Source organism: Curtobacterium sp. MCBD17_021, from assembly GCF_003234525.1.
Lineage (GTDB): Bacteria > Actinomycetota > Actinomycetes > Actinomycetales > Microbacteriaceae > Curtobacterium.
Map to the genome: position 1 here is coordinate 236,728 of NZ_QKTS01000003.1, position 23,760 is coordinate 260,487.

Genomic DNA, 23,760 nt, shown 5'->3' on the forward strand with positions numbered 1-23,760 from the left:
CAGGAGCGTGACAGCCCGGGCGCGTCCCGCTCGCGGCGGACACCCGGTACGCCGCGACGCGTACCATCGGTCCGTGACCCGACCCGCCACAGCGGTGCGACCGCTCACGGTCTCGACCCGGATCCTCGACGACCCGGGCGCCGTGCTCCGCCACACGCTCGCCGAACACCCGCTGGCCTTCGTCCGGGGCGGCGACGGCATCGTCGGCATCGGCGAAGCACTGCGGTTCGAGTTCTCCGGGCCCGGACGGATGCGCGACGCCTCCGCCGTCTGGCGCGAGGTCGTCGCCGCCGCGGTCGTCGACGACCCGGTCCGGCTGCGGGGCAGCGGACTGGTGGCGTTCGGGTCCTTCGCGTTCGCGGACGACTCCGCCGCGACGAGCGTGCTCATCGTGCCGCGGGTCGTCGTCGGACGTCGTCGTGGCCGCGCATGGATCACCGCGATCGACACGACCTCGTCTCCGGCGCTCCTGCCGTTCTCGAGCACGTCGGTGCCGGTCCCCCGCGTCGGGCCGCACGTCTCCGTGGCTCTCCGCCCGGGCGCGGTGGACGAGGACGCCTACGCCGTCTCGGTCGCCGCCGCCGTGACCGCCATCAGCGCCGGTCGGGCGCAGAAGGTGGTCCTGGCACGCGACCTGGTCGGCACCCTCCCGACCGGCGCCGACCGACGGGCGGTGCTGCTCGACCTCGCCGCCGCCTACCCGTCCTGCGTCACCTTCGCGGTCGACGGTCTCGTCGGTGCCACCCCGGAGACGCTCGCCCGCACCGAGGGCAGGACACTGACCGCCCGGGTGCTCGCCGGCAGCGCTGCCCGCGGTGCCGACGCCGAGAGCGACCGGGTCGCCGCGGAGACGCTCGCCGCCAGCACGAAGGACCTGCAGGAGCACGCCTTCGCGATCTCGAGCCTCGTCGCCTCGCTCCGGCCGATCGCCGCCGACCTCCGCGTCGACCCGGAACCGTTCCGCCTGCAGCTGCCGAACCTGTGGCACCTCGCCAGCGACGTCGAGGCCGTCCTGCCCGCGGGCGTGACCGCGCTCGACGTCGCCGACGCGCTCCACCCGACCGCCGCCGTCGCCGGCACACCGACCGAGGTCGCCGTCCGCCTGGTCGCGGAGCTCGAGGGCGTGGACCGCGGTCGGTACGCCGGTCCGGTCGGCTGGCTCGGCGCCTCCGGGGACGGCGAGTGGATGCTCGCGCTCCGGAGCGCGCAGATCGAGGACGACGGGACCGTCCGCGCGTGGGCGGGAGCGGGGATCGTCGCCGGGTCCGACCCCGAGCGCGAGGTCGCGGAGACGCGGCTGAAGTTCCGACCGATGACGGACGCGCTGGCCTGACCGGTCGGCGGGGCCGCGCGGTCAGTCGGCCAGCGGGACCTCGATGACCACCCGCTCGGCAGGGTCGGTGAGCACGCGCTCGAGGTCGCCCCACGTCTCGGCGCGCCGGTACTCCCACCCGAGCCCGGTCACCACGCGCTCGACGTCGACGTGCTGCGGCGTCGTCATCATGCGCCGCATGTCCTCGGGCGCGGTGGTCGCCGCGACCTCGAGCCCGCGGAAGATCGCACCCCCGCGGTCGTTCCCGACGACGACCTGCAGCCGCGGGCGGTGCTCTTCCGTGCCGGTCACCAGGCCGCCGAGGTCGTGCAGGAAGGTGAGGTCCCCCACGACGACCCGGGTCGTGCCCGCCGTGCCGGACTCGGCCTCGAGCGCGGTGGCGATGCCGAGGGCCGTCGAGACCGTGCCGTCGATGCCCGCCAGCCCACGGTTCGCGTGCACCCGGATCTTCTTGCCGGGCACGGTCATGTCCGCTTCGCGGATGATCTGCGAGGCGCCGAAGACCAGCCGGTCGTGTGGCCACGTCACGCCCCACACCGCCTCGGCGAGCATCGCCCGGTCCACCGGACGACGACGCAGCGCGACCTCGTCCCGGAGGAACCGGTTCCGTTCGGCGCGGTCCGCCGAGCGTTTGGCGTCGAGGTCGGGTCCGGCGTCGCCGCCACCCAGGAGTGCGCGGCTCGCCGCCACCCAGCGGCCCACCCAGGCGCGGTGCCCCGGGCCGGTCCGTCCCGTGACCCGGACGCCCGACACGACGCGCGTGGCCGCCGACGGCCGGGAGGCCCGTGCCGGGTCGTACGCGTCGGCTCCGGCTCCGCGGACCACGACGGTCTCGACGTCGGCACGTTGCAGGAGCGCCGGGACCTCGCGGCTGAGTGTCGGGTGCCCGAGGACGACGGCGCGCCGCACCCGGCCGCCGAACGACTCGTCGCGCAGGAGGTCGCGGTAGGCGGCCACGAGGTTGCGGCCGAAGCGTGCGCCGCTGGACACCTCGGCGAGCAGCGGCGCTCCGAGCTCCCAGGCGATCCGCTCGGCGTCCTCGCCGGCGTCGTGCCCCGCGATCACGACGGTGGCGGGTTCGTCGTCGGGGGCGAGGTCGGCCTCGGGCAGCGACGCCGTCGTCCGGCGCCGCGCGTACCCGTGGTCGACCTGGTCGTCGGGGACACCGTCGGCCCGCTCGAGCCCGGCGGAGAGCGGCTCGCGGAAGGCGAGGTCGAGCTGGACCGGACCGGGCTGCCCGGCGTGCCCGGCGGCCGCGGCCACGGCCTCGCGGACGAGCCCGCGGACGGTGGCACGCACCTCGTCGTCGACGCCGTGCGTGCTCGGCGCCTGCACGTCGCGGACGAAGCCGACCGCCGACCCGAACATGCCCGGTTGCACGGTGGTCTGGTTGCTGCCGATGCCGCGGAGTTCTGCAGGACGATCGGCGGAGACGACGATCATCGGCACGCCGGAGTGGTGCGCTTCGAGCACGGCGGGGTGCAGGTTCGCGACCGCGGTGCCCGACGTGGTCACGACCGCGGCCGGACGACCGGTCTCGACGGCCAGACCGAGGGCGAAGAACCCGGCGGTGCGTTCGTCGAGTCGCACGTGCACGCTGATGCCGCCGGCACGTTCGAGGGCCACCGCCGCGAGGGCCAGTGCCTGCGAGCGGGAACCGGGGCTGACGACGACGTCGGTCACGCCGGCGCGGGCGAGCTCCTGCAGGAACGCGAGTGCGAAGTCCGTCGCCGGGCTGCCGGACGCCTGCGCCACGCCGTTTGCGGACGGAGCGTCGGCCGACGCGCCGTCAGCGATCGGGGCGGCCGTCGTCGTCGCCGTCGTGGAACTGTTCTTCGAGGGATCGGAGGGTCGCGTCGTCCTGGTCCTTGTCGTCGCTCTGCAGCCCGGGCGGCGTCGTGCCCCCGAGGAAGTCCGGGTCGTCTTCAGGACCACGGTACCCGGCGCCTCCGCCACCGTTGCCGCGCTGTCCGCTCGCCGGCGTCCGGCCGAGCAGGAACCACAGCACGCCGCCGACGACCGGGAGCACGATGACGAGCAGCACCCAGATGCCCTTCCGCAGCGAACGCACGCGGGACCGGGGCATCGTCGCGCAGTCGATGAGCGCGTACACCGTGAACGCCACGGCGGCGACGACGATGACGAGCCACAGTCTGACCATCACCGGAGTCTAGGTCGGCAGCCTGGGACCGCCCTGGCGTCTCGCCGGGATGCGCCGAGCGGCGCGTCCGTAGACTTGCGGGGTGAAAGCGTGGCTCGTCTACACCCTCGCCCGGCTCGGCATCTTCGCGGCGGCACTCGTCCTGCTGCTCCTGGTCGGGCTGCCCTGGTACTGGGCGGCGATCGGCGCGGCCCTCATCGGCCTGCTCGTGTCCTACATCGCGCTGCCCGGACTGCGGAGCGCGGTGACGTCGTCGATCGCCGACCGACGTGCCCGGCCGGAGCGCGATGCGGACAGCGACTTCGAGGACGACTTCGTCGACGCGGCCGACTCGGACCCGGACCACGCGGGCCCGCACCGCACCGACCGTCCCCACGTCGCTCCGACCGTCGCCGAGCAGGACGACACGGACGCTCCGGTACAGAAGCGGCCGGACGCCGTCTGACGGTCCCGGCCCCGAACGCACGGGGCCGAGCACCCGGCCGAGCGGCCCTCCGGAGCGCTCCGGTGCTACGGCTGGACGGCGAGCGTGATCGCGAGGACCACGCCGAACGCCAGCGCCGAGAACGACGACAGCTGCAGCGCCGTGATGAGTTCGCGGGGCTTGCGCGACGAGACGCCGATGGCGAGTGCCGGCAGCGCGAGGAGCAGCGAGAAGTACGTGAACCCCGTGCGGAAGTACAGCAGCACGAACCAGACGAGCACCACGTAGGGCAGCATCAGGAAGAGCCCGAACAGCACCCGTGCCACCGGCCGGCCGACCACGACGGCCAGGGTGCGCTTGCCCGCAGCGGTGTCCTCGTCGATGTCGCGGATGTTGTTCACCATGAGGACCGCGCAGGCGAACAGACCCGCGGCGACCGCTGCAGCCCAGCCGCTCACGGTGACCTGACGGATGAGCACGAACTGTGTGCCGAGCACCGCGACGAGACCGAAGAAGACGAAGACGAAGACCTCGCCGAGCGCGTTGTACCCGTAGGGCTTCTTGCCACCGGTGTAGAACCACGCGGCGACGATGGCCGCCGCCCCCACGGCGAGCAACCACCAGAGCTGGGTGAGCACCACGATGACGAGGCCGGCGACGGCGGCGAGCCCGAAGAACGTCAGGGCGACCGTGAGGACCGTCCGTGGCCTCGCGAGCCCTGCGCCGGTGAGTCGAGCCGGACCGACGCGGAACTCGTCGGTGCCCCGGACGCCGTCGGAGTAGTCGTTGCTGTAGTTGACCCCGATCTGCAGGAACAGCGCGACGGCCAGGGCGAGCAACGCGATGGCGAGGTGCCCGTCGGCGGTCAGGAACGACCAGGAGTCCCCCGCTGCCCGGCTGTCGACGTACGCCACGCCGGTGCCGAGCACCACGGGGACGACGCCGAGCGTCAGGGTCCTCAGGCGCGCGCCGCCGATCCAGTCACGCGCGGTCGCGCGTCGAGCGCTGCGTTGCGGGGCGGCCGCCTTCGCCGGGTTGCCGGACCTGCCCTTGGGACGTGTCGTGTTCTTCGCTCCTGCCACGACCGCCCATCGTATCCGCGCGCGGTGCGCCCGACGGACCGACCGGCGGTCGCTGACCGTGCCCGGGTGGCGTGGTCGGCCGGGCCTCGGTCAGGCGCCGGTCCGGTCCGGGGTCGGCTCCGGTCGTCGACTCCGTCAGGTGCCGGAGTCGGTGTCGGCTCCGGCGAGCGTCCGGACCGCCCGCCGGTCGGGTTTGCCGGAGGGCAGCATCGGCATCCGGTCCACGACGAGCACCGCCGCCGGACGGGCCGCACGGCCGAGGGCGTCACCGACGCGGGCCCGGACGACCTCGAGCGGCACGGACCGCTCGGTCACCACGACCGGCACCTCGCCCCACTCCCCCGACGCCCGCCGCGTCACCACCGCCCCGTCCTGCCCCGGGAGTTCGCGGACCACCCGCTCCACGGCGCCGAGCGGGACCTTCTCGCCGCCGGAGATCACCACGTCGTCCAGGCGCCCGGACACCCGGACACGACCATCCACGACCGTCGCTGCGTCACCGGTCCGGTACCACCGGTGACCGGCACGTTCGGTGAAGACCGTGGCCGTGCGTTCGTCGTCCCCGAGGTACCCTTCGGCGAGCATCGGCCCGGTCAGCTGCAACTCGCCGTCGACGACGTCGGCGCGGACGGTGCCGAACGGGACGCCGTCGTAGACGCAGCCCCCGCTCGTCTCGCTCGCGCCGTACGTGGTGACGACGCGGACGCCGGCGGCGCGTGCGCGTTCCGTCAACGCCACCGGGGTCGCCTGCCCGCCGACGAGCACCGCGTCGAAGCGTGCGAGCGCGGCGGCGGCCCGGGGGTCGTCCAGGACACGGGCGAGCTGCACCGGGACGAGCGAGGTGTACCGTCGCGGGGCTGCCGGTCCGACGACCAGCCGGTCGACCGCGTCCGCGAACGCCGCCGCGTCGAAGTGTCCGGGCGGGACGACGACGGGCGTGGTGCCCGCGGTGATCGACCGGGTCAGCACGTTGAGTCCGGCGATGTAGTGCGTCGGCAGCGCGAGGACCCACGCTCCCGGGCCGCCGAGGGCGGTGTCGGCTGCGGCGGCGCCGGCGAGCAACGCGTCGGACGACAGCGCCACGCGTTTGCCCGTGCCGGTGGACCCGCTCGTCTCGACGACCAGCGCCACCCGCTGCGGCACGTCGGCCGGGGCCGGTGTCGGCAGCGTCGGACCCGCCACCGCGACGGGGAGCAGTGCGGGGCCGCCGGCGAGGGCAGTCTCCAGGCCGCGGAGCACGACCAGCGGGTCGGCGGCGCTCGTCGCGACCAGCGGGCGGGGCATCAGTAGTGCCAGGGGAAGGCGGTCCAGTCGGGCGAGCGCTTCTCGAGGAAGGAGTCGCGGCCCTCCACGGCCTCGTCGGTGCCGTAGGCGAGGCGGGTGGCCTCGCCGGCGAAGACCTGCTGGCCGACCATGCCGTCGTCGACCGCGTTGAAGGCGTACTTGAGCATCCGGATCGCCGTCGGGGACTTCCCCAGGATCGTCTCGCCCCACCGGATCGCCTCGCGCTCCAGGTCCTCGTGCGGCACGACCCTGTTGACCGCGCCCATCTCGTACGCGCGCTGGGCGGAGTACTCCTCGGCGAGGAAGAAGACCTCACGCGCCAGCTTCTGACCGATCTGCTTGGCGTAGTAGGCGCTGCCGTAGCCGCCGTCGAACGAGCCGACGTCGGCGTCGGTCTGCTTGAACCTGCCGTGCTCCGCGCTCGCGATGGTGAGGTCGCAGATCGCGTGCAGCGAGTGTCCGCCACCGGCCGCCCAGCCCGGCACGACGGCGATGACGACCTTCGGCATCATGCGGATGAGGCGCTGGACCTCGAGGATGTGCAGCCGACCCATCGAGGCCTGCGCGGCCGCGGGATCGACGCCCTCGGGCGGTGCGCCCTCGTCGCCGACGTACTGGTAGCCGCTGCGCCCGCGGATGCGCTGGTCACCGCCGGAGCAGAACGCCCACCCGCCGTCCTTCGGGCTCGGGCCGTTGCCGGTGAGCAGGACGACGCCGACCCGAGGGTCCTGACGGGCGTCGTCGAGGGCCCGGTACAGCTCGTCGACCGTCCGCGGGCGGAAGGCGTTGCGGACCTCGGGACGGTCGAAGGCGACCCGCACGATGCCTCCGGAGACGTGCTTGTGGTACGTGATGTCGGTGAACCGCTCGGCGATGGGAGCGGCGGTCCAGACGTCGGGGTCGAAGAGGTCGGAGACGGCAGAGGGCATGCCCCGAACCTACCGCGGGCCCCGGTGACCGGGTCCGCTACTGCTCCATGCCGGCGAGCATCTCCGGCGCCACGATGACGACGAGCACGATGAGGATCACCGGGTTCGCGAAGAAGGCCATCACGACGCCGACGACCCCGTACCAGCGGCCGAACGACCCCACGGCCGAGATGAACCCGAGCACCGCGGCGACCAGGGTGAGGAACACGACGACGAAGCAGATGCCGAACGCGAAGGTCGTGTCGCCGCCCATGAAGACCGCGAACGCGCTCGCGTCGACCGCCGCCGCGACGACGGCGAGGCCGAGCGCGATCTTCCCGATGACCGGGTTCCTGCGGCGCTGCGTGGCGGTCGGACGACGGACGTCGACGGTGCCCTGGCGCATGAGCCGCGCGAACTCGTCGGTCGCCACCGAGCCTCCTCGTCGATCCACGTCGGCGTCCGTGCACGGAGCCGACCCGTCGACCGGTGGTCGACCGCAGCGATGCTAGTGCGCTGCCCTGGCGGTCCCCTCGGAACAGCCGAGAGCAGCCCGGGACCCTCCTGCGAGGATGGCCGGGTGCCCGATGTGACCCCGTCGCCCCGCCCGCGAACACCACGAGACCGTGCTGACCGTCCGGCAGGTCGTGCCGACGGGACGACGGGCCCTGCCGACGGGCGGGCGGATCGTGTCGGCTCGCTCGCGGGGGGTGCCGACCGGTCGCCCGGCAGTGACCGGTCGTCCGCCGCGGCGACCGTCCCCGACCTGCGCGACCTGCTCGCCACTGCCCGGGTCGTGGCGCTGCCGATGCGGGTCCGGTTCCGCGGCATCACCGTGCGTGAGGCGCTCCTGCTCCGTGGTCCCGAGGGTTGGACCGAGTTCTCCCCCTTCGTCGAGTACGACGACGCCGAAGCCGCCGCGTGGCTCCGCGCCGCCGTCGACTTCGGGTGGACACGGCAGGCACCCGCCGCGGACGCCGTCCCCGTGAACGCCACCGTCCCCGCGGTCCCCGCAGCGGACGTCCCCGACCTGCTCCGGCGCTACCCGGGCTGCACCACGGCGAAGGTCAAGGTCGCCGAACCCGGCACGAGCATCGAGGACGACGTCGCCCGGGTCGCCGCCGTCCGTCGGGCGATGGGCGAGGACGCCGCCGTTCGCGTCGACGCGAACGGTCTGTGGTCGCTCGACCAGGCGACCGAGGCCCTGGGACGCCTCGCCCGGTACCGGTTGCAGTACGCGGAGCAACCGGTGGCCTCCGTGCCGGACCTCGCCACCCTGCGGAGCCGCGTGGCCGGCCTCGGGATCCCCATCGCGGCCGACGAGAGCGTCCGGAAGGCCTCGGACCCCCTCGCCGTCGCCCGTGCCGGAGCGGCCGACGTGCTCGTCGTCAAGGCGCAGCCGCTCGGCGGCGTCACCGCGGCACGAGCCGTCATCGCGGAGGCCGGGTTGCCCTGCGTCGTCTCGAGTGCGCTCGACACCTCGGTCGGGCTCGGCATGGGCGCGTTCCTCGCCGCGGCAGCGATGGCACCGGGCTACGCGGCCGGGTTGGGCACCGGTGCGATGTTCACGGGCGACGTCACCGCCGAGCCGCTCCTGCCCGTGGCCGGACGGATCGCGGTCCGGCGGGTCGAGCCGGACCCGGCGCTGCTCGAGCGCTGGGCGGCGTCCCCGGAACGCACGGCGTGGTGGCGAGCGCGGTTGGCGCGGGTGCACGCGCTGCTCGCGGCGGGGTAGGCCCACCACGCGACGGACGGGAGGCCCGACACCGGCTGGTGTCGGGCCTCCCGTCCGTCAGGCGGTCGCGTCAGCAACTGCTCACAGCCCGGAGTAGCTGTGCAGTCCCTTGAAGAAGACGTTGACCACCGAGAAGTTGAACATGACGGCCGCGAAGCCGATGAGCGCGAGCCACGACGACCGCGCACCGCGCCACCCGCGAGTGGCACGAGCGTGGATGTACCCGGCGTAGAGGACCCAGATGATGAAGGTCCAGACCTCCTTCGTGTCCCACCCCCAGTACCGACCCCACGCACGCTCGGCCCAGATCGCACCGGCGATGAGCGTGAAGGTCCAGAGGACGAAACCGACCAGGATGACCCGGTAGCTGAGGACCTCGAGCCGGTCGGCGTCCGGCAGGGTCGCCATGAACCGCAGCCTGCGCGACGCCGGTCGGCCGAGGCGGTATGTCTGGACGAGCTGCGTGACCGCGAGCCCGGCGCCGAGCGCGAAGAAGCCGGTGCCGGCGATCGCGACGAAGACGTGGATGACCAGCCAGTACGACTGCAGCGCCGGCTGCAACGGGACGACGGGGACGTAGTAGTTCACCGTCGCGATGCCGAGCAGGATGATCGTCAGCCCGGTGATGAAGACCCCGAGGAACTTGAGGTCCTGCCAGAACTGCACGAGCAGGAACACCAGGATGATGAGCCCCGTGCCCGTCAGGGAGAACTCGAACATGTTGCCCCACGGCACGCGGTCGGCCGCGATCCCACGGAGCACGATCGCGCCGACGTGGACGACGAGCGCGAGCACGGTCATCGCCATGCCGACCCGTTCGAACCGGGATCCGCGCTGGCCGCCGCCGCCGGAGCGCTTCTGCTCGACACGCTCGAGGACCACGGTGCCGCCCTGGACGGTCGCGACGGTGGCCGCCGTGCCGTGGTCCGGCGAGGCCGCGGAGCCCGCCGTCGAGCCGGCGGCGCCGACGTCGCCGGCACGCTTGGCCATGTCGAGCGCGAACGAGATGAACGCGATGACGTAGACCGCCATCGCGGAGTACGTCAGGACCACCGAGTAGGTGGCGAGGGTGGTCGTGTTCACTGGGAGATCCTAACTCCGAGGTCCGACATGTGCCGCTGGGCGATGTCCGCGACCGCCCGCTCCAGGTTCGGGTCCTCGCCGCGGGCCAGACCCGCGTACTCGAGGTCGAACTCGCCGTGCTCGGAACCGGTCCGGCGCACCGCCTTGACCCACACGCGACGGCGCGGGACGAACAGCGAGGTGAGCAGCCCGAGCACCGACAGGATGGCGAACGCGGCGACCCAGAGCTGCGACGGGTCGCGGTGCACGTCGAGGGAGACGTACCGCTTCACGCCGTCGAAGGTGATCGACCCGGCACCGTCCGGCAGCTGTTTGGTCTCCCCCGGCTTCATCGAGATGCTCGGGGTGTCGGACTGGCGTCCGGCGATCTGCGTCAGGCCCTTCGTGGAGAGCTGGTACACGCTCTGCGGCACCCCGTCGTCGAGACCGAGGTCGCCCGTGTAGACCTGCAGCGACAGCATCGGGTTCTCGGTGTCCGGGTACGCCGACGCGAAGGCCCCGCTGCTCTGCTTCACCGCAGTCGGGTAGAAGAACCCGATCATGCCGAGCTGCTCGGGCGAGGCGTCCGGGACCTTGACGACGCCGGTGGAGGTGTAGTTCGCGTCCTCCGGCAGGAACGGCACGACGTCCTGGAACGCCACGTTCCCCTCGCCGTCGCGCACGGTCACCTGCATGGCGTAGCCGTTGCCGAGCAGGTACACGTTCGTCCCACCGATCGCGAGCGGCTCGTTGACACCGAGACGGCTCGTCGTCGTCCCGCCGTCCTTGGTCCGCGCCGTCACGGTCGCCGAGTAGTCAGTCGCCTGCCCGAGCGCGTCGAGGTTCGTCTCCTCGTACTCCGTCTCGAAGTCGTCGAGCGTCAGGTTGTAGCCCTGCAGGTCCGACTGCGAGAACCACCGGCCGGGGTTGAACGAGTCGTAGGACCCGAGGACGTTCGTGAAGGTCTGCCCCTCGACGAGCAGCCGCTGCCCGGTGTAGCTGAACCCGCCGCCCAGGCCGACGGCCAGGAGCACGCCGACGAGCGCCGCGTGGAACACCAGGTTGCCGGTCTCGCGCAGGTACCCGCGCTCCGCGCTCACGGAGTCGCCGAACCGCTCGACGCGGTAGCCGGACTTCCTGAGCTGCGCCATGGCGCTCGTGACCGCTCGGTCGACGGACGGGAGGCCCGTCGTGGCGTCCGCCCCACCGTTCGCGGTCGCGGTCGGGGTCGGGGTCGGGGTCGGGGTGACCGTCTCCGTCGTCACGGCGACCGTCCGGAACCCGGCCAGTCGCCCGAGCCGTGCCGGGGTCTTCGGGGGCCGGGTCCGGAGGGCCTGCCAGTGGTGACGGGTCCGCGGGACGATGCAGCCGATCAACGACACGAAGAGCAGCAGGTAGATGGCCGAGAACCACACCGAGGTGTAGGTGTCGAACACCTGCAGCTTGTCGAGCACCGGGAAGAGCGTCGGGTGGTCGTTCTCGTACTGCACGACGCCGTTCGGGTCCGCCTGCCGCTGCGGCACGAGGGAACCCGGGATCGCCGCGAGGGCGAGCAGCATGAGCAGGAAGAGCGCCGTCCGCATGCTCGTCAGCTGGCGCCAGGCGAAGCGGAGGTACCCGACGACGCCGAGCTTCGGCTGCGCGATGCCCTCGTCCCGCGGGCTCGGCGTGACGGGGGTCCCGTCGACGTGGTCGGACGGTCGCTGCGGGTCCGACGACCGATCGGCCCCGGTGGCGGCGTCGTCCGTCAGGTCGTCCTGGTTGTCAGACCGCGGGGACAAAGCTCTGGATCACCGCCCCGACGTTCGACATGACGGCCGACCAGATGCCGGTGACCATGAGCAGACCGATGACGATCAGGATCGCTCCTCCGATGATGTTGACGGTGCGCATGTGCCGCTTGACGATGCCGATCGCACCCGAGGCCCACCCGGCGCCCAGCGCGACGAGCAGGAACGGGACGCCGAGGCCGATGCAGTACGCGATGCCGAGCACGACGCCCTGCCAGGCGCTGCCCGACTGGAAGCTGATGAGGTTGATGGCCGCGAGGGTCGGCCCGATGCAGGGCGTCCACCCGAGGGCGAACACGATGCCGAGCAGCGGGGCGCCGAGCAGACCGGTGCGCGGCGTGAAGTCGGCCTTGACGGTCCGCTGCAGGAACGTGAACCGACCGATGAAGACGAGCCCCATCGCGATGACGACGATCCCCATGAGCTGCACGATGAGGTCACGCCAGCGCACGAGCCAGAACCCGACGGCCCCCGCTGCGGCCGACCCGAGGACGAAGACGACCGTGAAGCCGAGCACGAACAGGAGCACGCCGAGGAGCACACGTCCGCGGGAGCGTCGCGAGCCGTCGGCGATGCCGCCCACGTACCCGAGGTAGCCCGGCACGAGGGGCAGCACGCACGGCGACAGGAACGAGACGAGTCCGGCGAGCGCCGCCACCGGCAGCCCGACGAGGAGCTGTCCGCTGAAGATCGCGTCGGCGAAGGGGTTGCCGCTGGTCACCGCTCAGGACGCCTTGCCGGTCAGTTCGTCGCCGACGAGTGTGTCCAGGATGCCCGGCCCGTCGACCGCGCCGAGCACCCGCGCTGCGACCCGGCCCTGCTTGTCGAGGACGATCGTCGTCGGCACGGCGTTCGGCGCGATCTCACCCGAGAGCGCGAGCTGCATCGTGCCGGTGTTCGCGTCGAGGACGGTCGGGTAGTCGACGCCGAACTTCCGCTCGAAGGCCTTCGCGGTGCCGGCCTCGTCACGGACGTTGACCCCGATGAACTGCACGTCGTCGTCGGCGAAGCGATCGTGGACGGTGTTGAGGTGTTCGGCCTCGGCGCGGCACGGCGGGCACCCCGCGTACCAGAAGTTGATCACGACGACGTCGCCGCGCAGGGCCTCGGCGGAGAGCTCGTCGCCCTCCGTCGACTCAGCGGTGAAGTCGATGGGGTCGGTCCGCTCGTCGACGGCGACCTCGGTCACCGCCCCGGTGCCGGAGATGTAGTTCTGCGTGCTGCCGTTGCCGTACTGCCGCGACAGGGAGTCGTTGCTCGAGGAGCACCCGACGAGCACGAGCGCCGTCACGATCGCGATCGCTGCGGCGCCCGTGGTCCGGGCCCGGGTCGTGCGGGTGGTGCGCGTCACACTGCTCCTTCGTCGATGGCGGACGCACGGAGCTCGGCCGCCGGGTCCGCGTACCCGACCTCGGTGAACCGCCCGGCCGAGCGGTCGGGCGTCCGCACGAGGGTGGTGATGCTCGAGAGGTCGCACCGGCGTTTCCGGGGGTCGTGCCAGAGCGGCTTCCCCGCGAGCCGGCGGTGCACCATCCAGATCGGCAGCTGGTGACTGACGAGGACGACGTCGCCCTCGTCGACGCTCTCCCACGCCGTGGTGACGGCGGCGAGCATGCGGTTGGCGATCGACTCGTACGCCTCGCCCCAGCTCGGACGCCACGGGTTCGCGATCCACGGCCACTCGCTCGGACGCCGGACCGAGCGCTTGGTGAAGCCGGGCGGTTGCCCCTCGTAGCGGTTCGTGGGTTCGATGAGGCGCTCGTCGATCCGGACGTCGAGTCCGTAGGCCGCGGCCCAGGGCGCGGCCGACTCCTGCGTGCGCTGCAACGGGGACGCCACGATCGCCCGGACGTCGATGCCGGCGTCCTTCCAGGCGGTCGCGGAGGCCTGTGCCATCCGGGCGCCGAGCTCGCTCAGACCGAAGCCCGGGAGCCGCCCGTAGAGGACACGGTCGGGGTTGTGGACCTCGCCGTGCCGCACGAGGTGGATCTTGGTCGCGGGCATGGGTTCCAGTGTAGGTCGGTCCCGCTCGCCCACCCGCCCCACAGCGGATCCACGGACTTCGGGAGCGCTCAGCCGAGGTGGCCGGACAGCCGACCGTGCAGGGCGGTCGAACCGGTGTTCAGGTTCACGACCTCGACCGTGGAGCCGTGCTTCGCGAAGCGCTGCTCGACCCCGTCGAGTGCCGCGACCGTGCTCGCGTCGAACACGTGCGCCTCGGACATGTCGACGACGACGTGCTCGGGGTCCTCGGCGTAGGAGAACCGGTTGACGAGGTCGTTCGAGGACGCGAAGAACAGCGCCCCGCGCACCCGGTAGCGGACGGTCCGCTCGTCGACGGGTTCCCGCACGACCTCGACGACGTGGGCGACCCGGCGGGCGAAGACCAGCGCGGCGACGACGACCCCGACGAGCACCCCGGTGGCCAGGTTGTCCGTCGCGACGACGACCAGCACGGTGATGACCATGACGGCCGTCTCCCCGAGGGGCATCCGGCGGAGGGCGCGCGGCCGGACACTGTGCCAGTCGAAGGTCGCCACACAGACCATGAGCATCACCGCGGTGAGGGCCGCCATCGGGATCTGGGCCACCACGTCGTGCAGGACGATCGTCAGGACGAGGACCGCCGCGCCGGCCACGAAGGTCGACACCCGGGTGCGGGCACCGGCCGTCTTCACGTTGATGACCGTCTGTCCGATCATCGCGCACCCGCCGGTGCCGCCGAAGAAGCCCGAGGCGATGTTCGCCACGCCCTGACCCCACGACTCGCGCCAGGCGCTGGACCGGGTCTCGGTGACGGTGTCGACGAGCTGTGCGGTCAGCAGCGTCTCGATGAGCCCGACGATCGCGACGCCGAACGCGTACGGCGCGATGAGCTGGAGGGTGTCGAGGGTCAGGGGGACGGTGATCCCGTTGAAGCCCGGCAACGCGGTGGGGAGGGACCCCTCGTCACCGACCGTGGGGACGGCGACCCCGAACACCATGGTGATCGCCGTCACCACGACCACGGCGATGAGCGGCGCGGGGACGGCCTTCGTGAGGAAGGGGACCCCGACGATGAGCGCGACGCCGAGTGCGGTGAGGGGCCAGACGACGAGCGGCACGTCGTTCCCGAGCAGGTTCGGGAGCTGCGCGGTGAAGATGAGGATCGCCAGGGCGTTGACGAACGCCACGTTGACGCTGCGTGGGATGAAGCGCATCAGGCGTGCGACGCCGAGGAACCCGAGCACGAGCTGGAACAGGCCGCCGAGCACGATCGCGGGGACGAGGTAGGCGACTCCGTGGTCCCGCACGAGCGGTGCGATCACGAGCGCCACCGATCCGGCAGCGGCGGAGATCATCGCCGGTCGGCCGCCGACCACCGAGATGACCATCGCGAAGACGACGCTCGAGAAGAGCCCGACCGCGGGGTCCACCCCGGCGACCACCGAGAACGAGATCGCTTCGGGGATGAGGGCGAGCGCCGTGACGACGCCGGCCAGGAGCTCCCTCGTGAGGAGGCGCGGGGACCGCAGTGCGGCGAGGACGCTCGGTGTGACGGGAGCGGTGGTGGCGGTCGACATCGCGGCAACCCTACCGTCACGTGAGGGTGTCGACCGTCCAGTCGCTGTCCCTCGCGCTCTGCCACGATGTCGGACATGACCGGTCCCGACGTCCCCGCCACCATGCACATCGGGGAGCTCGCCGAACGGACCGGGATGTCGCTGCGGTCGATCCGGCACTACGACGAGGTCGGGCTGCTCGTGCCGAGCGGCCGCACCGCCGGCGGGTTCCGGGTCTACACGGCCGGCGACCTCGAGCGCCTGCTCGTCATCCGCCGGATGAAACCACTCGGGTTCACACTCGACGAGATGGCGGGGCTCCTCCGCGTCGTCGACGGTCTGACGGCCGGGGACCCGGACGAGGCCGCCGACCTGGCGGCCCGCCTCGACGCGTTCCTCGAGGACGCCAGGGCGCGCCACGCGAAGCTGCTGGAGCGCGCGGCGATGGCCGAGGAGTTCATCGGCACGCTGGGGACCCTCCGCGCCTCGTTGCCGTGACCGGGCCGGCGTTCGCCGCCTGATCGGGTGACCAGGCCGCAGTCCCATCCCGGACCCTCCGTCACGGGTACCGCCGCGTTCGTCCTGCGACCTGGCCACGACGTCGACGCTACGGCGGCCCCGAGCCCGGGCACGGGCCTCCCGGCAGAGCTGTGGAGAACCGGATGACCGCGCATCGTTGTGGAGGGGAAGTGGCCTCCCCGGGGCCCGGTCCGCCTCGGGCGCCTCCGATGGCACGCCCGGCCGGTAGACTCGACGACCGTGATCGAACGCACCCGCATCGCCGACCTCGCAAGCCTCCCCGACGGCCCCGTCTCCGTGGCCGGATGGGTCGAGACCGTCCGTGATCAGAAGAAGGTGCAGTTCGTCGTCCTCCGCGACGAGAGCGGCTCCGTCCAGCTCGTCAACCCGGCCACGCGCGAAGCGGTCGAGGGTGACGACGCCTCTGCCACGGCACTCGCCACCACGGAGTCGATCTCCGGCCTCGCGCACGGCACCTTCGTCCACGTGCAGGGCACGCTGAAGCACGACGAGCGCGTCAAGCTCGGCGGGCTCGAGGTCAAGGTCGGCACGCTGACCGTGGTCAGTGCCGCCATCCCGGAGACGCCCATCGCCGACGACTCCTCGCTCGACAAGCGTCTGGACTGGCGCTTCCTCGACCTGCGCAACCGCAAGCAGAACCTGATCTTCCGCATCCAGACCACGCTCGAGCACGCGTTCCGCACCTACTGGGTCGAGCGTGACTACATCGAGATCCACACCCCGAAGCTGATGGCGTCGGCGTCCGAGTCGCGCGCCGAGCTCTTCCAGCTCGAGTACTTCGAGACGACCGCCTACCTGGCGCAGTCACCGCAGAACTTCAAGCAGATGGCGCAGCCCGCGGGCTTCGGTGCCGTGTTCGAGATCGCCGACGCCTTCCGCGCCGACCCGTCGTTCACCTCCCGCCACGCGACCGAGTTCACGAGCGTCGACGCCGAGTTCTCGTGGATCGAGTCCCACGAGGACGTCATGGCGATGCACGAAGAGGTCCTCGTCGCCGGCATCACCGCCGTCAAGGAGAAGTACGGCAAGGACATCGAGGAGGTCTTCGGCTTCGAGCTGCAGATCCCGACGACGCCGTTCCCCCGCGTCACGCTGGCCGACGCCCGGAAGATCGTCGCCGACAGCGGCTACGAGGTCGTCCGCGCCGACGGCGACCTCGACCCCGAGGGCGAGCGCCGGGTCTCCGCCTGGGCCAAGGAGCACCACGGGTCCGAGTTCGTCTTCGTCACCGACTACGACGCCTCGATCCGGCCGTACTACCACATGCGTCACGCCGACGACCCGACCCTCACGAACAGCTACGACCTGCTGTTCAACGGCGCGGAGATCTCGACCGGTGCCCAGCGTGAGCACCGGGTCGACGTCCTCACCGCCCAGGCGGAGGAGAAGGGCCTCGACGCCGCCGAGCTCGGCTGGTACCTCGACTTCTTCCGCTACGGGGTCCCGCCGCACGGTGGGTTCGGGATGGGCCTGGCGCGCGTGCTGATGCTCATGCTCGGCGAGCCGTCGATCCGCGAGGTCACGTACCTCTTCCGCGGGCCGACGCGCCTCACCCCGTAGTCGCCGGGCGGCAGCGCGAACACGAGGACCGGCTCCACCACGGACACCCGTGGTGGAGCCGGTCCTCGTCGTATCGGGCTCTCGCCGCGGTCAGTCCTGCCAGTCGATGGCCGCGCGGGCGGTGACGAGCCCACGGATCTCGGCCGCGGCCGCCTGGTGCTCCGGGTGCACCTGGTACTCGTCGAGCCCGGCGAGGTCGTCGAAGTCGGCCACGACCGCGACGTCCTGGTTCTTCCCCGGGTAGGCGACGTTCTCGACGACCCGCAGGGAGCGGATCGACGGGACCACCCCGACCAGTCCGGTCAGCAGCTCGCGGATCCGGACGACCGCGGCGTCGTGGTCGAGGTCCTCGCGGAGCGTCCACGAGACGACGTGGCGGATCACGCTCGGGCCTCGGCCTGCTCGAGCGCCCGGGCGAGTCGTTCGGCATCGACGTGCCAGTTGCTGTGCACACGACCGTCGACGAGCACGACGGGGATGTCCTCCGCGTACTCCAGGCGCAGGTCGTCGTCGTCGAGGATGGACCGCTCCTCGAGGGTGACTCCCGGTCGTGCGGCGACGACACGTTCGACGACGGGACGAGCGTCGTCGCAGAGGTGGCATCCGGGCTTGGTGAGGAGCGTCACGGCTGTCATGACCTCAGGCTACCCGCGCCACTCCGGGGGTCCGTGGGCCGGAAACGCAGAAGCCCCGGCGAACCGGGGCTTCTGCTGCGGGTCTCTCGACCTACTTCTTGTTGCGACGCTGGTGGCGCGTCTTGCGAAGGAGCTTGCGGTGCTTCTTCTTCGCCATGCGCTTGCGACGCTTCTTGATGACAGAACCCATGTGGACCTCGCTCGGACTGATGCTGATGTACGGACACCGGGCCGATGAAGCCGCGGAAAATCAACCTGCCCGAGTCTACCGGCTGGCTGCTGCGATGTCGAACGGCGCCGGGACGGACGATGGACGCCCGGGACGGGAACGGCTGAGCCGGGTCGGTTCAGCCGACGTCGGCGATGCCACCGCGGAGGACCTCCGCGACCGCCGACTCCGGCACGCGGAAGGACCGGCCGAATCGGATGGCGGGGAGTTCCCCGGCGTGGACCATGCGGTAGACCGTCATCTTGGAGACGCGCATCATCTCGGCGACCTCCGCGACGGTGAGGAAGCGCACGTCGTCGAAACTGCCGGTCATGGTCCGCCTTCGGGTGGCTTGCTTGTTGTGACCTGTGTGGTCACTGGACACTGTAGAGGCGCGTGAGGCCCGGTGTCCAGCAGCTGCTCAGTCGTCCTCGGGGCGCTTCGTGAAGCGGCGCCGACTGCGGTCGACGACCCGCTCCCAGCCCTGCTGCGCCCCGGTGATCGCGACGGTGGCGCGGTGCGACGCCTCGGCCATGACGCGACCGAGTTCGGTGCCGACCTCGACCGTCGCCTTGCCCGCCGTGCCGCTCCTCCGCACGGACACCGGCTGACCGTCCGGCGTCCACGACGTGGTGGCCGGGGTGCCGTCGGCGTCCACGGCGTTCGTGAACGGGACCACCCACTCCTCGATGCCGAGCAGCGGCTCGGGGTCGAGCCGGTAGTAGCGGTGCTGGCCTTCTTCGCGACTGGTGACGAGGCCGATGTCGCGGAGCACGCGGAGGTGCTTCGACACGGTCGGCTGACTCACGCCGAGCCGCAGCACGAGCTGCCCGACGCTCAGTTCCCCGCCGGTGGCGTCGGCCCCGTACGCGGTGAGGAGCTCGCCCAGCAGTGCACGCCGCGTCGGGTCCGCGACGACGCTGAAGATGTCGGCCATCCAGCAAGGCTATCCGCCGCCGTGCGGATGTACCATGACGAACCGTCCCGCCCATGTCCCCGGAGGCATACGATGCTCGACCGCACCGAGCCGATCCCCACCGTGGGGACCGTGGCGGGTCAGCGACGGCCGAGCAAGCTCGTGACGGCCCTGCGGTCGTCACCCTCGCGGCTGGCGATCCTGGTCTTCATCGTGCTCATCTTCCTCTTCACGGTGCTCTTCATGACGCCGATGGCGACGGCCGACGGGTCGGTGACCCACTTCTCCGACGCGCTGTTCACCGCGGCGAGCGTGGTCTGCGTCACCGGGCTCGCGACCGTCGACATGGCGACGCACTGGTCGGTGTTCGGCAAGGTCCTCGTGGTCATCGGCACGCAGATCGGCGCGCTCGGCGTGCTCACCTTCGCCTCGATCCTCGGGCTCGTGGTCACCCGTCGGCTCGGCCTCCGCGCCAAGCTCATCGCCGCCGGGGACTCGAACCCGCTGCGTACACACCACGGGGCCGTGCCGGAGGGCCAGGCGGTCCGCCTGGGCGACGTCGGCACACTGCTCCTCACGGTCGCAGTCAGCACCCTGACGATCGAGGTCGTCATCGGTCTGCTGCTCCTGCCGAGTGTGCTCCTCACCGGGGTGCCGTTCTGGACGGCGGTCGGCGACTCCTTCTACTACTCGGCGATGGCCTTCACGAACACCGGGTTCGCGCCGAACGCCGACGGCCTCGATCCGTTCGCGCACGACTACTGGTTCCTCAGCCTCCTCATGGTGGGCGTCATCGCCGGGTCGATCGGGTTCCCGGTCATCCGGACGCTGACGAAGCAGCTCCGCTCCCCGCGCCGCTGGCCCATCCACGTGAAGCTCACGCTCGCGACGAGTGCGGTGCTGCTCCTCGGCGGCACCGTCGCCTACATCGCCCTCGAGGCCTCGAACCCCGAGACATTCGGCCGCGAGGGCGCCGGCCGCACGGCCTTCCAGGCGCTCTTCCTGTCGACGATGACCCGGTCCGGCGGCTTCTCGCTCGTCGACTTCGACGAGCTGTACGGGTCGAGCCTGCTCGTCACGGACATGCTCATGTTCATCGGCGGCGGCTCCGCCTCCACCGCGGGCGGCATCAAGGTCACGACGCTCGCCGTGCTCTTCCTGGCGGCCGTCGCGGAGGCCCGTGGCCGGCAGAGCATGGAGGCGTTCGGCCGTCGCATCCCGAGTGACGTCCTGCGCGTGGCGGTCGCGATCGTCCTGTGGGGCGCCACCATCGTCGCCGTCGCCACCGTCGTGCTGCTGCAGATCACGCGGGAACCCCTCGACCGCGTCCTGTTCGAGGTGATCTCGGCGTTCGCGACCTGCGGGCTGTCGTCCGGTGTGTCCGCCGACCTGCCCGAGTCCGGCAAGTACGTGCTCGCCGCCACGATGTTCCTCGGCCGGGTCGGTACAGTGACCATCGCCGCCGCGCTCGCCGCCAGTCAGAGCCGGCAGCTGTTCCGCCGTCCCGAGGAGAGGCCGATCGTTGGCTGACCGACACCGTCCGCACGCCCAGCAGGGTCCCGTCAGCCACGATGCCCCGGTCCTCGTGATCGGCCTCGGGCGGTTCGGTGCCGCGACCGCCGGCCAGCTCGAACGGCAGGGGCGCGACGTCCTGGTCGTGGACACCGACGCCGCGCTCGTGCAGAAGTGGTCGGACCGGGTGACGCACGCGGTCCAGGCCGACGCGACCGACATGGACGCGCTCCGGCAGATCGGGGCGCAGGACTTCGCGATCGCCGTGGTCGGCACCGGCTCGGACCTGGAGTCGAGCGTGCTCATCACGGCCAACCTGGTCGACCTCGGCGTCCCGCAGATCTGGGCGAAGGCGATCAGTCGGTCGCACGGCACCATCCTCAGCCGGATCGGCGCGAACCACGTGGTCTACCCGGAGCGCGAGGCCGGCGAGCGGACGGCGCACCTGGTGTCCGGGCGCATGCTCGACTTCATCGAGTTCGACGACGACTTCGCCGTGGTGAAGATGTTCCCGCCGCGGGCCGTGCGGGGACGGGACCTCGCGACGACGGTGATCCGGACGCGCCACGGCCTCACGGTGCTCGGGATCAAGCCGCCGGGACAGGCCTTCGTCCCGGCGACCCCGGACAGCGTCATCGGCGAGGACGACCTCATCATCGTCTCGGGCACCGAGACCGACCTCGAGCGGTTCGCCGCGCTCGAGTAGTGCGCCCGGAGCGGGGTCGGTGGCCTGGCCCGACGACCGGCGTCAGAGCCGGGACAGCTCCTCGGCGCGGCTGATGGCGGCACGTGCGGCCCGTCCGAGCGTGTCGGCGAGGTCAGCCTCCTGCAGCACCGCCACCGCACGCTCGGTCGTGCCCTTCGGGCTGGTCACCGCACGGCGGAGGTCGGCGGGCTCACGGCCCGAGCGCGCGAGGAGCTCGACCGCACCGCGGACCGTGCCCTGCACCATGGTGCGGGCGTGCTCGGCGGTGAACCCGAGCTGCTCGGCGGCCCGCTGCCACTCCTCGACCAGCAGGAACACGTAGGCAGGGCCGGAGCCGGACACGGCGGACAGGGCGTCGAGCTGGGACTCGGGGACGTCGAGGACGTCGCCGGACACGGCGAAGACGGAGCTGGCGAGCGCGACGGCCTCGGCGTCCGCCGACTCCCCCGCACTGACACCCGTGACCCCGAGGCCGACGCCGACGGGCGTGTTGGGCAGCGCCCGGACGACGCGGACGCCGGACGGGACGTGCGCCTCCATCGTGGCGGTGGTCACCCCGACCGCGACGCTGACGACGACCGCGCCCGGCTCGAGGTCGCTCGCGACCTCGTCGAGCAGGTCGACGATGCCGAAGGGCTTCACCCCGAGCACGACGACACCGGCACCGCGGACGGCTGCCCGGTTGGCGTCGGGGTCGGTCTCGGACGCGGCGGCGCGGAGCCCGGAGGCGCGGTGCGACGCCGCCGAGGACTCGGACCGGGTGGTGACGGCGACGGTCTCGGGTGCCACCCCTGCGGCGAGGAGCCCCTGCAGGACCGCGCCGGACATGGAACCGACGCCGAGCATGGCGACGCGGGGCAGGTCGATGGTCATGGCCTCCAACCTACCGACCAGCGGGAGCCTAGGATCGTGGTCCAGGTCGGTACGAGAAGGGGTCGGACAGCCACATGAGCGCTTCCGGAGGGACGAAGGCGATCTTCGCCGCACTCGGTGCGAACGTCGGGATCGCGATCGTGAAGTTCATCGCCGCGGCGATCAGCGGATCTGCGTCGATGCTCGCCGAAGGGGTGCACTCCCTCGCGGACTCCGCGAACCAGCTGCTCCTGCTGCTCGGTGGCCGGAAGGCGAAGAAGGCCGCAGACGAGGAGCACCCGTTCGGCCACGGCCGGGAGCGCTACGTGTACGCGTTCGTCGTGTCGATCGTGCTGTTCTCGGTGGGTGGCGTGTTCTCGCTCTACGAGGGCATCGAGAAGTTCGCGCACCCGCACCCGCTCGAGAACTGGTGGCTGCCGATGGCGGTGCTCGTCATCGCGATCGGTCTCGAGGGCTTCTCCCTGCGCACGGCACTGAAGGAGGCACGGCCGCACAAGGGCGGGCAGTCCTGGGTGCAGTTCGTCCGCCGGGCCAAGGCACCGGAGCTCCCCGTCGTCATGCTCGAGGACACGGCTGCCCTGATCGGCCTGGTCTTCGCGTTCTTCGGTGTCGGCCTCACGGCGCTCACCGGCAACGGCGTGTTCGACGCGATCGGCACGGTGCTCATCGCCGTGCTCCTCATCGCCGTCGCGCTCGTGCTGGGGGTCGAGACGAAGAGCCTCCTCGTCGGCGAGGGTGCGAGCTCCGGTGACGTCGCCCGGATCAAGCAGGCGGTGCTCGACGGACCCGAGGTCGACTCGGTCATCCACCTCAAGACCCTCTACCTCGGGCCGGACGAGCTCATGGTCGGCGTCAAGGTCGCCGTCGACGGCGACCGCCGCCTCGGCGACGTCGCCGCCGGCATCGACACCGTGGAACAGCGGGTGCGCGCCGCGGTGCCCATCGCGCGCGTCATCTACATCGAGCCCGACGTGCGGCACGACGGCCCGCACCCGTCGACCGAGGCGATCGTCCTGCGCGCTGCCGACTGACGGTCGGTCGGTCGGTTCAGCGGCGCTCGGCGAAGAACGCATCGAGCAGCGCCGCACAGTCCTGTTCCAGGACCCCGGCGACGACTTCCGCACGGTGCGGCAGCCGGCGGTCGCGGGCGATGTCGTAGACGCTGCCGCTCGCGCCGGCCTTGGGGTCCCAGGCGCCGAACACGATCCGGGGGACGCGCGCGGCGAGCAACGCTCCGGCACACATCGGGCACGGCTCGAGCGTGACGACGAGGGTGTGCTCGGCCAGGTGCCAGTCCCCGGTGACCGCCGCCGCGGCCCGCAGCGCGAGGACCTCGGCATGTGCGGTCGGGTCCTGCCGGGCCTCGCGTTCGTTGCGTCCCACGGCGACGACCTCCCCGGCGGCGTCGAGCACGACGGCGCCCACCGGGACGTCGCCGGTGGCCAGGCACGCCCGGGCCTCGGACAGCGCCTGCTCCATGGCGGGGACG

General features: G+C 71.9%; 27 protein-coding genes. 8 read left to right on the plus strand and 19 right to left on the minus strand.

Going from position 1 to position 23,760, the window contains the following annotated elements; genetic code table 11:
* The first annotated feature begins 73 nt into the window (after positions 1 to 73).
* The gene (locus DEI83_RS04715; protein ID WP_111080632.1) at positions 74 to 1,333 is read left to right on the plus strand and encodes an isochorismate synthase MenF; all 1,260 of its coding nucleotides are present in this window, start codon (positions 74 to 76) and stop codon (positions 1,331 to 1,333) included.
* A 21-nt stretch (positions 1,334 to 1,354) separates the two neighbouring features.
* Here DEI83_RS04715 and menD read toward each other — a convergent pair whose 3' ends face one another.
* Both menD and DEI83_RS04725 read right to left on the minus strand, forming a co-directional pair.
* A complete protein-coding gene (menD, locus tag DEI83_RS04720; protein ID WP_111080633.1) occupies positions 1,355 to 3,088 on the minus strand; it encodes a 2-succinyl-5-enolpyruvyl-6-hydroxy-3-cyclohexene-1-carboxylic-acid synthase in 1,734 nt (577 codons plus the stop codon).
* A gap of 34 nt (positions 3,089 to 3,122) precedes the next feature.
* Positions 3,123 to 3,494 (minus strand): PLDc N-terminal domain-containing protein, encoded by a 372-nt coding sequence (locus DEI83_RS04725; protein ID WP_111080634.1) that lies wholly within the window; start codon positions 3,492 to 3,494, stop codon positions 3,123 to 3,125.
* Between the two features lie 82 nt (positions 3,495 to 3,576).
* Between DEI83_RS04725 and DEI83_RS04730 the strand changes: the two genes are divergently transcribed.
* Complete coding sequence (locus DEI83_RS04730) at positions 3,577 to 3,939, plus strand: DUF4229 domain-containing protein (protein WP_111080635.1); 363 nt, start codon at positions 3,577 to 3,579, stop codon at positions 3,937 to 3,939.
* A gap of 65 nt (positions 3,940 to 4,004) precedes the next feature.
* Here DEI83_RS04730 and DEI83_RS04735 read toward each other — a convergent pair whose 3' ends face one another.
* The 4 genes from DEI83_RS04735 to DEI83_RS04750 form a co-directional block, all read right to left on the minus strand.
* Positions 4,005 to 5,000 (minus strand): 1,4-dihydroxy-2-naphthoate polyprenyltransferase, encoded by a 996-nt coding sequence (locus tag DEI83_RS04735; protein ID WP_258371061.1) that lies wholly within the window; start codon positions 4,998 to 5,000, stop codon positions 4,005 to 4,007.
* Positions 5,001 to 5,135: 135 nt separating this feature from the next.
* Positions 5,136 to 6,284, minus strand: a complete 1,149-nt coding sequence (locus DEI83_RS04740; protein WP_181431070.1) for an AMP-binding protein — start codon at positions 6,282 to 6,284, stop codon at positions 5,136 to 5,138.
* The gene (locus DEI83_RS04745; protein WP_111080637.1) at positions 6,284 to 7,213 is read right to left on the minus strand and encodes a 1,4-dihydroxy-2-naphthoyl-CoA synthase; all 930 of its coding nucleotides are present in this window, start codon (positions 7,211 to 7,213) and stop codon (positions 6,284 to 6,286) included. The genes DEI83_RS04740 and DEI83_RS04745 overlap by 1 nt, the downstream gene beginning before the upstream one ends.
* A 37-nt stretch (positions 7,214 to 7,250) precedes the next feature.
* Positions 7,251 to 7,625, minus strand: coding sequence for a hypothetical protein (locus tag DEI83_RS04750; RefSeq protein WP_111080638.1), 375 nt, complete (start codon positions 7,623 to 7,625; stop codon positions 7,251 to 7,253).
* A gap of 333 nt (positions 7,626 to 7,958) precedes the next feature.
* On the opposite strand from DEI83_RS04750, the gene DEI83_RS04755 reads away from it, so the two are divergent.
* On the plus strand, positions 7,959 to 8,927 hold the full coding sequence (locus DEI83_RS04755; RefSeq protein ID WP_111080702.1) for an o-succinylbenzoate synthase: 969 nt from the start codon (positions 7,959 to 7,961) through the stop codon (positions 8,925 to 8,927).
* 81 nt (positions 8,928 to 9,008) lie between these two features.
* Here DEI83_RS04755 and ccsB read toward each other — a convergent pair whose 3' ends face one another.
* The 6 genes from ccsB to DEI83_RS04785 form a co-directional block, all read right to left on the minus strand.
* A complete protein-coding gene (gene ccsB, locus DEI83_RS04760) occupies positions 9,009 to 10,010 on the minus strand; it encodes a c-type cytochrome biogenesis protein CcsB (RefSeq protein ID WP_375334646.1) in 1,002 nt (333 codons plus the stop codon).
* The gene (locus DEI83_RS04765) at positions 10,007 to 11,770 is read right to left on the minus strand and encodes a cytochrome c biogenesis protein ResB (protein WP_111080639.1); all 1,764 of its coding nucleotides are present in this window, start codon (positions 11,768 to 11,770) and stop codon (positions 10,007 to 10,009) included. The genes ccsB and DEI83_RS04765 overlap by 4 nt, the downstream gene beginning before the upstream one ends.
* Positions 11,754 to 12,500, minus strand: coding sequence for a cytochrome c biogenesis CcdA family protein (locus tag DEI83_RS04770; RefSeq protein WP_111080640.1), 747 nt, complete (start codon positions 12,498 to 12,500; stop codon positions 11,754 to 11,756). The genes DEI83_RS04765 and DEI83_RS04770 overlap by 17 nt, the downstream gene beginning before the upstream one ends.
* 3 nt (positions 12,501 to 12,503) lie before the next feature.
* Positions 12,504 to 13,130: a TlpA disulfide reductase family protein gene (locus DEI83_RS04775; protein ID WP_111080641.1), complete on the minus strand. Its 627-nt coding sequence runs from the start codon at positions 13,128 to 13,130 to the stop codon at positions 12,504 to 12,506.
* Positions 13,127 to 13,783, minus strand: a complete 657-nt coding sequence (locus DEI83_RS04780; protein WP_111080642.1) for a histidine phosphatase family protein — start codon at positions 13,781 to 13,783, stop codon at positions 13,127 to 13,129. Before DEI83_RS04780 ends, DEI83_RS04775 begins: the two co-directional genes overlap by 4 nt.
* A 68-nt stretch (positions 13,784 to 13,851) precedes the next feature.
* Positions 13,852 to 15,342, minus strand: coding sequence for a SulP family inorganic anion transporter (locus tag DEI83_RS04785; RefSeq protein WP_111080643.1), 1,491 nt, complete (start codon positions 15,340 to 15,342; stop codon positions 13,852 to 13,854).
* A gap of 75 nt (positions 15,343 to 15,417) precedes the next feature.
* Between DEI83_RS04785 and DEI83_RS04790 the strand changes: the two genes are divergently transcribed.
* Positions 15,418 to 15,819: a MerR family transcriptional regulator gene (locus DEI83_RS04790; RefSeq protein WP_111080644.1), complete on the plus strand. Its 402-nt coding sequence runs from the start codon at positions 15,418 to 15,420 to the stop codon at positions 15,817 to 15,819.
* Between the two features lie 261 nt (positions 15,820 to 16,080).
* Positions 16,081 to 17,421, plus strand: coding sequence for an aspartate--tRNA(Asn) ligase (gene aspS / locus DEI83_RS04795; RefSeq protein ID WP_111080645.1), 1,341 nt, complete (start codon positions 16,081 to 16,083; stop codon positions 17,419 to 17,421).
* Positions 17,422 to 17,511: 90 nt separating this feature from the next.
* Here aspS and DEI83_RS04800 read toward each other — a convergent pair whose 3' ends face one another.
* The 5 genes from DEI83_RS04800 to DEI83_RS04820 all read right to left on the minus strand — a co-directional run bounded on the left by DEI83_RS04800 (position 17,512) and on the right by DEI83_RS04820 (position 19,201).
* Entirely contained in the window at positions 17,512 to 17,805 is a 294-nt protein-coding gene (locus tag DEI83_RS04800; RefSeq protein ID WP_111080646.1) for a Dabb family protein, read from the minus strand.
* Positions 17,802 to 18,056 (minus strand): glutaredoxin family protein, encoded by a 255-nt coding sequence (locus tag DEI83_RS04805; protein ID WP_111080647.1) that lies wholly within the window; start codon positions 18,054 to 18,056, stop codon positions 17,802 to 17,804. The genes DEI83_RS04800 and DEI83_RS04805 overlap by 4 nt, the downstream gene beginning before the upstream one ends.
* Positions 18,057 to 18,147: 91 nt before the next feature.
* Entirely contained in the window at positions 18,148 to 18,246 is a 99-nt protein-coding gene (locus DEI83_RS04810; protein ID WP_003792170.1) for a 30S ribosomal protein bS22, read from the minus strand.
* Between the two features lie 157 nt (positions 18,247 to 18,403).
* Entirely contained in the window at positions 18,404 to 18,598 is a 195-nt protein-coding gene (locus DEI83_RS04815) for a helix-turn-helix domain-containing protein (RefSeq protein ID WP_111080648.1), read from the minus strand.
* 87 nt (positions 18,599 to 18,685) lie between these two features.
* On the minus strand, positions 18,686 to 19,201 hold the full coding sequence (locus tag DEI83_RS04820; RefSeq protein ID WP_111080649.1) for a helix-turn-helix transcriptional regulator: 516 nt from the start codon (positions 19,199 to 19,201) through the stop codon (positions 18,686 to 18,688).
* Positions 19,202 to 19,273: 72 nt separating this feature from the next.
* Between DEI83_RS04820 and DEI83_RS04825 the strand changes: the two genes are divergently transcribed.
* Together DEI83_RS04825 and DEI83_RS04830 are read left to right on the plus strand one after the other, a co-directional pair.
* On the plus strand, positions 19,274 to 20,710 hold the full coding sequence (locus DEI83_RS04825; protein ID WP_111080650.1) for a TrkH family potassium uptake protein: 1,437 nt from the start codon (positions 19,274 to 19,276) through the stop codon (positions 20,708 to 20,710).
* Positions 20,703 to 21,398, plus strand: coding sequence for a TrkA family potassium uptake protein (locus DEI83_RS04830; RefSeq protein WP_111080651.1), 696 nt, complete (start codon positions 20,703 to 20,705; stop codon positions 21,396 to 21,398). The genes DEI83_RS04825 and DEI83_RS04830 overlap by 8 nt, the downstream gene beginning before the upstream one ends.
* Before the next feature lie 42 nt (positions 21,399 to 21,440).
* Here DEI83_RS04830 and proC read toward each other — a convergent pair whose 3' ends face one another.
* Positions 21,441 to 22,271, minus strand: coding sequence for a pyrroline-5-carboxylate reductase (gene proC, locus DEI83_RS04835; protein WP_111080652.1), 831 nt, complete (start codon positions 22,269 to 22,271; stop codon positions 21,441 to 21,443).
* 74 nt (positions 22,272 to 22,345) lie between these two features.
* Between proC and DEI83_RS04840 the strand changes: the two genes are divergently transcribed.
* Complete coding sequence (locus tag DEI83_RS04840; RefSeq protein ID WP_111080653.1) at positions 22,346 to 23,302, plus strand: cation diffusion facilitator family transporter; 957 nt, start codon at positions 22,346 to 22,348, stop codon at positions 23,300 to 23,302.
* Positions 23,303 to 23,318: 16 nt separating this feature from the next.
* Here DEI83_RS04840 and DEI83_RS04845 read toward each other — a convergent pair whose 3' ends face one another.
* On the minus strand, positions 23,319 to 23,750 hold the full coding sequence (locus DEI83_RS04845; protein WP_111080704.1) for a nucleoside deaminase: 432 nt from the start codon (positions 23,748 to 23,750) through the stop codon (positions 23,319 to 23,321).
* Positions 23,751 to 23,760: the final 10 nt, after the last annotated feature.